Origin of the sequence: Endozoicomonas sp. ONNA2 (genome assembly GCF_024606365.1) — a bacterium.
Classification (GTDB): Bacteria; Pseudomonadota; Gammaproteobacteria; order Pseudomonadales; family Endozoicomonadaceae; genus Endozoicomonas.
On the sequence record NZ_JAHHPO010000973.1, the window covers coordinates 1 to 1,264 of the forward strand.

The window sequence follows — 1,264 nt, forward strand, 5'->3', positions numbered from 1 at the left end:
GAATATATATTTAAAAGATTGTTGTTTGATGATTTAGAAAAAAATTGTTCAATCTTTCCGGTTTTGTTAATAACTGTCCTGAGTTTTCTCTTAAAGACTAAATAAGGCCTTCTATTCTGCTAGCCTGAAATTAAATAAGTGTAATCGTGGATTAATCAGACTCCAGCAACTGGGGCTGATGATGTTTCTTCAACTGATTGCCTGCTGATAGTTAAGGACAACAAACAGTCAGGACGGTTTATGAGTAATGTCAACGGGCCAAGAGGAAATAGCTTTTCAACACCACCAGTGGTTCCCCATGGAGATCAGGAAACTGCCAGAGAAAAAGGCGTCATAAACCCCAAAAGCAATAGATACGTCGTCCAAGGGGGCTGGGGAAGTTCACTTAATCCAGGAAAACCATTTCATACCAGAAGGATTCGTAATGTTCCTGTTCTCGACATAAAAATCAGGGGATTGCTAAAGTCTGATCATTTTCGTGATGTAGAAAGAGCATTAAACAATGGTGGTGATATAAAGGCTGAACGTCGACAACTACAGCCAGATCGAAAGAAAGTTGAGGAAATATTAAAAGATATTCAAGCCAAAGCAGCAAAAAACGAAGTAGACCTGGATACTGATTTTTCAACAAAGCTAAAAGAACACCTGAAGGAGCTTAAAGAAGTTGATTTGAGCACTCCAAAAGAGCTTGCAAAAATCATTATTTCAACAATGGATGACATCCGGGACTGGCATTTTAACGCAGGTTACGACAAAACGTTAATAACAGGAAAACAACTGATTGATTCTGAAGGAAAGCTTAGAGATATACTCAGCAATTACAGTGCTGTGAATCCGGGAGAAACAAAGCAAGAAGATATAACTCCACTCAGGGTTGAGGTATCAGGTGATTGGGAACGCCCGGTTAGTTCCCACTCAACGGATGACCAGACAACATCGGCCTTGCACAATGACACCACCGTGACCAGGCCAGACGGTGAGCAAACACCGGAGGTAATCAGTGACAATACCTTGATCTTGCCAAATGGGCATAAAATGCCTGCGCTGATCTATAAGGCCACAGATGAAGATGGGGAATCAGGTTATGGGTCTGACGTTTCTTCTCCTGCATCTGTGGTTGACGAAACTACATCTCCTGCATCTCCAGTTGACCAGGGAACTGAAACCAGTCCAGCATCCTTAGCGTGGCTTGCCTCAACTTCAGGCACTCAGACCTCACCGGTTCCTGATGGCCCAGCCGGGCTGATGTCTGAATTGGCTGATA

The 1,264-nt window shown here is 42.8% G+C and carries 1 protein-coding gene; it reads left to right on the forward strand.

Going from position 1 to position 1,264, the window contains the following annotated elements:
• Positions 1-240 precede the first annotated feature (240 nt).
• The coding region (locus tag KDK14_RS17195; RefSeq protein WP_257266414.1) for a hypothetical protein at positions 241-1,264 on the forward strand (1,024 nt) is incomplete at its 3' end.